This is a genomic window from uncultured Megasphaera sp. (assembly GCF_958350005.1).
Classification (GTDB): Bacteria; Bacillota; Negativicutes; order Veillonellales; family Megasphaeraceae; genus Megasphaera.
Genome location: NZ_CATWFF010000129.1, coordinates 1 through 5,917 on the forward strand (window position 1 = coordinate 1; position 5,917 = coordinate 5,917).

8 protein-coding genes are annotated in these 5,917 nt (G+C 48.7%); 1 reads left to right on the top strand and 7 read right to left on the bottom strand.

All coding sequences use genetic code 11. The features are described 5' to 3' along the window. Window positions 1-63: 63 nt before the first annotated feature. The 5 genes from Q3886_RS07855 to Q3886_RS07875 form a co-directional block, all read right to left on the bottom strand. Window positions 64-906, bottom strand: coding sequence for a substrate-binding domain-containing protein (locus tag Q3886_RS07855; protein WP_301860777.1), 843 nt, complete (start codon window positions 904-906; stop codon window positions 64-66). Then, complete coding sequence (locus tag Q3886_RS07860; RefSeq protein WP_301860778.1) at window positions 903-2,606, bottom strand: Na/Pi cotransporter family protein; 1,704 nt, start codon at window positions 2,604-2,606, stop codon at window positions 903-905. Before Q3886_RS07860 ends, Q3886_RS07855 begins: the two co-directional genes overlap by 4 nt. 258 nt (window positions 2,607-2,864) lie before the next feature. Further along, window positions 2,865-3,764, bottom strand: a complete 900-nt coding sequence (locus Q3886_RS07865; protein WP_301860780.1) for a PPK2 family polyphosphate kinase — start codon at window positions 3,762-3,764, stop codon at window positions 2,865-2,867. Between the two features lie 69 nt (window positions 3,765-3,833). Next, entirely contained in the window at window positions 3,834-4,004 is a 171-nt protein-coding gene (locus Q3886_RS07870) for a hypothetical protein (protein ID WP_301860782.1), read from the bottom strand. Next, window positions 4,004-4,174 (bottom strand): hypothetical protein, encoded by a 171-nt coding sequence (locus Q3886_RS07875; RefSeq protein ID WP_301860784.1) that lies wholly within the window; start codon window positions 4,172-4,174, stop codon window positions 4,004-4,006. Before Q3886_RS07875 ends, Q3886_RS07870 begins: the two co-directional genes overlap by 1 nt. A gap of 194 nt (window positions 4,175-4,368) precedes the next feature. Between Q3886_RS07875 and Q3886_RS07880 the strand changes: the two genes are divergently transcribed. Continuing rightward, window positions 4,369-4,944 (top strand): hypothetical protein, encoded by a 576-nt coding sequence (locus Q3886_RS07880; protein WP_301860786.1) that lies wholly within the window; start codon window positions 4,369-4,371, stop codon window positions 4,942-4,944. Between the two features lie 83 nt (window positions 4,945-5,027). On the opposite strand, the gene Q3886_RS07885 is transcribed toward Q3886_RS07880, so the two are convergent. Both Q3886_RS07885 and Q3886_RS10040 read right to left on the bottom strand, forming a co-directional pair. Beyond that, a complete protein-coding gene (locus Q3886_RS07885) occupies window positions 5,028-5,606 on the bottom strand; it encodes a flavodoxin family protein (protein ID WP_301860787.1) in 579 nt (192 codons plus the stop codon). Between the two features lie 161 nt (window positions 5,607-5,767). Continuing rightward, the gene (locus tag Q3886_RS10040) at window positions 5,768-5,917 is read right to left on the bottom strand and encodes a type IIL restriction-modification enzyme MmeI (RefSeq protein ID WP_367881560.1); all 150 of its coding nucleotides are present in this window, start codon (window positions 5,915-5,917) and stop codon (window positions 5,768-5,770) included.

Below are 5,917 nucleotides of genomic sequence, written 5' to 3' on the forward strand. Positions count from 1 at the left end.
AGAGACGAAGGCCGTCCGGCAACTTGCCGGACGGCCTTCGGCTCTTTGATGTATCTGTTTACTTTATTTCATACTGCCCCATTGCTTCCATGAGCCGTTGAACAATCCCTGAATCTGTTCTTTCGTCAGATTGGTCAGGGGATTCTTTTCATTGACAATAATGGCAATTCCATCGCGGGCAACGGGCTGGCTTTGCAGCAATTCTGCTTCATAGCTTTTCAGCTGCCGCGACGACATGGCCATATCGGCTTCGCCGCGAATGGCTGCAGTCAGACCTTCTGTCGAGTCCGTTGCCTTCAGGTCAATAACAGCATTGGAATTATACTGCCCATATTCCTCTGCAATCGCTTTCATGAGCGGTTCCATAGACGTCGAACCTGTAATATGAACGGTACCGGCCGCCTGGCTGGACAAAAAGCTGGTCGGACTCTTCAGGGAAATGGCATATCGTTCAATGACACTCTGACCTGCTCCCTGAATATAGGAAAGCAAATCCTGTTCTGCCGGCTGAAGTTCACCGTTCCAGCACAGATAATAGGTCCGCGTCAGCGGATAGTTATCAGCGCGAATGGATTCTACAGACGGCTTGATCGTATCGACGGCCAGGATTTTTACGCCCTTTGCATCTTTGACGGCACTGTAGGCAACATAGGCCACAGCATCCGGATCGGCAGCGACTTTGGCAACCGCTTCCGTCGTGGACGTCGCAACGTCTCTGGCTCCTCTTTCGTCTGTACCGACAAGACGTTCAAACTCGTTGCGCGTCCCTGATCCTTCTTCACGGGAAATAGCATGCACTTCTCCCAGGGAAGACAGATCCGGAAGGGACGGAGACGAAGAACCGCAGCCGGCCATGATGACAGCCGTGCCTAAAGCCGCCAGCATCAGAAGCCACCTGTTTCTCATGATTTATCCCCTTCTTTCTCGGGTTTATCCAGGTTGATGAAGGCTGCATGTCCCATAGCTTCTTCGGCAATACCGACGCAGTTATCGGCCATACGGTCCAGTGAATACAGGACTGCTGCATAATCTGTCGTCAAATCGGGGCTGCATTCGTTATCCTGGACGCGTTCGAAATGTTCACGGTAACATTCTTTCTGCAGTTCATGAAGCTCATGTTTTTCGGCGTTGACGTGCTGCGCTGCTGTCTTATCGCCTTCCTTGACAGCCTGAACAGACTGAGCAAACATATTCTGACTGATTTGCAGACATTTGTCCAGTTCGGCTTTGGCCTTGTCTGACAGGTCGCTGCTTCCGGCATCGACGTTTTTGACAAAGTCGCGGATTTCACCGCTCCGGTCGGCAATATGGTCAATATGATTGGATACAAACAGCAGCCCTGCTGTCTGTTCTGCCTGCTGTTCCGTCAGGCTGCCCTGAGAAAAGAGGCGCGTAATATACAGGGCAATGCGGTCCTGCAGGGATTTTACCCCTTCCTGATCCATAACAAATCCCTGATCTTCTTCGCTGCCCCCTTTGCCGCTTACGACATTGCGGAGCTTTTCCAGCATAGACGATGTAAGGCCGGCCAGATGTTCCAGTTCCTGAGAAACAAGATACATAGCCGCTGCCGGCTGACCCAACATGTTGTTGTCCAGATACCGGGGCATATATGTCGATACGGCCACTGTATCGTCGCCGCGGATAATAAAACGTACGATTTTTACCATGACGTGAATCAGCGGCAGCCATACGAGGGTGCAGACAATATTAAACGTCGTATGCGCGTTGGCAATCTGCCGGGAAATGACGTCCAGTTCCGGGCCCTGCGGAGAAATCCACATGACGAACTGGGCAAAGAAAGGAATAATACACAGGAAAACCATACTGCCTGAAATATTGAATACCGAGTGGGCCACAGCCGTGCGCTGGGCATTTTTCGACTGACCGATGCAGGCAAGGAGGGCCGTAATAGTCGTGCCGATATTATCGCCCAGCAGAATAGGAATAGCACCGAGGAGACCGATTACGGAACCGCCGTCAGGGCCGGGCTGAGATGCGAAGTTCTGCAGTACAGCGATCGTAGCCGAGCTGGACTGCACGACCAGCGTCATGCCCATGCCGACGAGAAGGCCGAGAACAGGAATATGGGATACCTGAGCCATCAAATCGACAAAAATCGGACTGCCAGCCAGAGGTTTCATGACATTCCCCATAATTTCGATCCCTTCAAAAAGAAGGCCAAAATTAAAGATAACCAGACCAATATTCTTCAGCCGTTCCTGCTTGCTGACAAAGTTCATAATAAAGCCAATGAAGATAATCGGATAAATATAGTCTGATAATTTAAATGCCAGGAGCTGGGCCGTCATAGTCGTACCGATATTGGCACCAAAAATAACGGAAATGCCCTGAGGCAGCGTCATCAGTCCGGCACTGACAAAGCCGATAACCATGACCGTCGTTGCCGAACTGGACTGCAGTACTGCCGTGACGAGCATACCGGCAATAGCACCCAGAACAGGGTTTTTCGTCAGCATGCCCAGGATTTTTTTCATCCGTTCTCCTGCTACTTTCTGCAGGGAATCGCTCATGCCGTTCATGCCGTACAAAAACAGAGCCAGCCCGCCAATGAGGCCAAAAAAGATTTTCAAACTGGGATCCATGTGTAATTTCTCCTCTCTCATACAGGAAACAAGTGGTAACAGTATATACACCGATGTGCTGTATACGTTATTATCAATTTAACAGGAACTTCGTAAAATATACGTCGGCGTTATGTAAAATTTGTGTAAAGATAACATATATATGACATTTGCATAAGCCGGACTAATGCTTGAAATAAATATGATACAAAAGCCTTCTCCCAGCACACAACGGTGTTGAAAGAAGGCTTTTGTATGACATAAACAATTCTGCCATATTTACTTTATGGTTTTCTTCAACTGCTTTAAATCCTCAATATCAGCATGTTTCAGCAGGTTTCGGAATTGTTCCAGCTGTGCTTCCACACTGGAATCCAATTTCGGGAATTTGGGATTAATGCGGCGCAGCGTCTTCAGGACAATCTGAGAAACGACGTACCGCGTATACCACTTGTTATCTGCCGGAATGATATACCACGGCGCATATTTCCTGGTCGTCGCCGTAATGACTTCGCCGTATACTTTCTGATACCGGTCCCAGTACTGCCGTTCGTGAATATCGGCCATGGAAAACTTCCAGTTTTTCTGTTTCGTCACAATACGGTCAATGAGCCGCTTCTTCTGTTCTTCTTTGGAAAGGTGCAGAAAAATCTTAATGACAGGAAAGCCATTTTCTACGAGATACCGTTCCCAGTCACAAATCTGACGGTACCGTTTTTCCCAGATATCTTTTTTTATCAGCTTATCGGGAATGCCATCACTTTTAATGAGATTGTGAATATTGGCAACGACGACGTCTTCATAATGGGACCGGTTGAAAATGCCGATTTCTCCGCGGCTCGGCAGGGCTTTATTGACGCGCCACATGTAGTCGTGATCCTTTTCTTCTGCACTGGGCTGCTTGAAGCTCTGCACGTGGACGCCAGCCGGATTGAGCCGGGCAAATACATGCTTGATCGTACCGTCCTTTCCGGCAGCATCCATGGCCTGCAGGACAATGAGGACGCCATAATGATTGTCAGCATACAATTTTTCCTGCCAGGCCTGCATTTCTTCAATGGCCTTAGGCATCCATTCCTGCTTGACAATTTCTTTATCCACATCGACGTCACAGGACGTGGAAAACTGGCGAAGGTCAATCTTCTCCCCTTCTTTTGCCAAATACTGGTCTATATCCATGAGCTTCCCTTCTTTCTCGCGGTCTTAATGGATCTGATAGCATGTATAGCCCACATGCTACTCTTATCTTTATTCAATATGATATTCCTGATACAGCTTTTTCCTGATAGTTTCATCTTCAATCGCCAAATCCAGATCATGCAGCCGGCCATTGGCTTTTAATAGTTTCAACAACTTCGTCAGTCGGCTTTCCCCTTCTTTACGTTCTTCCAGGCTCCATTTTTCAAGTTCCGCACACATCACAGCCACCTCTGTTGGAGCGGTAAAATACATTCTACAGCAGGAATATTATCCTTCAAACAGCGTTTCATAAACTCATCATCCATCAGCCGCCATCGTTTAATAATATGCAGTGCCCGCTGATGGCGTTTTGCTTTGGGATCTGGCGGAATGGACTCATGGATAGACATATACGCACCACCTTTCTTCTTGATTCAATTATACTAAGGTTCCCGGTTTTCGACAACATTTAAGAAGTGTTCTGTAATGTTACAGTTTTCTAACACTGTTGGGAATTATTCTTGATTTTTCGATAAAAGTCAGTATACTATAGCCAACACGATACAGTATGTATCTGCACAGGTATGAAGAAAAGGGGGATCTTATGAATACACGTATTATCAGCGCCTGCACATCGGCTATGCTGGCTATTGGCGCCCTGGCCGGAGTCTCTGCTGCTGACACGGCAAAGACAAATAACGACGGCGTTACGTCTTCTTCTTATGAATTCAGCTCCGTGTCCTATACCAACGGCCAGGACGGCAAAACGTACCACCGCGTCGTGACCAGCCGCAACGGCGTCACTGATACAGACGTCACAACTGTTGACGACGGCAGCGGCACCGTTACGTGGGATAAAAACGACGCCGGCCACTATGTAAATGGCTACATGAACGGCATTTCCCTGAAAGACGGCAATGTGACGGCCAACAATGTAGCTGCTAAAAATGTCCAGGCTTCAACGGCCAATTTGGGAAATATCTACGGCACCAGCGTCACTGCTGCATCCGGTACGGTCGGCGGCGTGCAGTTTGCCGGGAAGGGAACCATTACAGGCGTCCAGACCAGCGAATCTGATGACACGTCTGTCGTAACTCTCGCCTACCTGAATCAGCGGCTGGCCGCTTTGGAAGCAGAAAATGAAAAACTGCGGGCTGAACTGGCTCAGCTGAAAAAATAGTAAGTCTGCCAACGTTCGCAATGACGAAAAAACCGTTTTTCCCGGTATCTGTATCCGGTGAAAAACGGTTTTTGTGTATTCTCTTACAGCAGCTGCCGGGCAAACTGGCGGGCCCGCTGTTCCTTGTCAGCATCCATGAAAACATGGGCATAGCCTAAATCGTGTTCTGCCAGCATGCCCACATAGGAAAGCTGCGAATGGCGGCAGTATCGCCGAATGCCCTGTTCCCACAGATCGGCCCCTTTTTCGACTGGATAGCCGCACGTCGTGACGAGGGCTACCTTCTTGCCAGCCCACAGAGCCGGGCCTTTTTTCTCGCCATAATACTTATTCATGCCGTATACCAGCCGATCCAGGACGGCCTTCACAGGCGGCGTACAGTACCAGGAGTAAATGGGCGTCGCCAGTACCAGGAGATCACAGGCCAGAACGGAATCGAAAATCTCCTGCATATCATCGTGAACAGCACAGCCAAAAATAGTCCAGTCTTTCTGACAGACCCGACAGGCCCGGCAAGACTGCAGCTCCTTGTCATACAGCCAGATAAGCTCTGCCGAACAGCCATGTTTCTCCAGCTCATCTATAAAGGGCCGTGTAATGGCAATAGTATTGCCCTGCTTGCGGGGACTGCCCATGAGGATACATACTTTTTTCTCATCCATTCTGATCATCTCCTTGTATTCATGATAGTATCCGCCATTTCCTAAGAGATACCATTATCCACTGGTATAAATTACATTTTCTCCAGCGTAAATTGCGTTTTCTTTAGAGAAAGTTGCGTTTTCTCTAGAGAGAGTTGCATTTTCTCCGACCTGCCAGATAACTATTTCGCTTTCTTTTCAGTCAGCTTTTGATATAGCTTCATCAGTTCGGCTACGCAGTCTGATTCACTCATGCCGCGCCAGTTCCAGCCGTAGGCGGTCATGACGGCTTTGTCGTTTTCCTGATGAGCTTTGCGCAGTTCCGGCGGCAT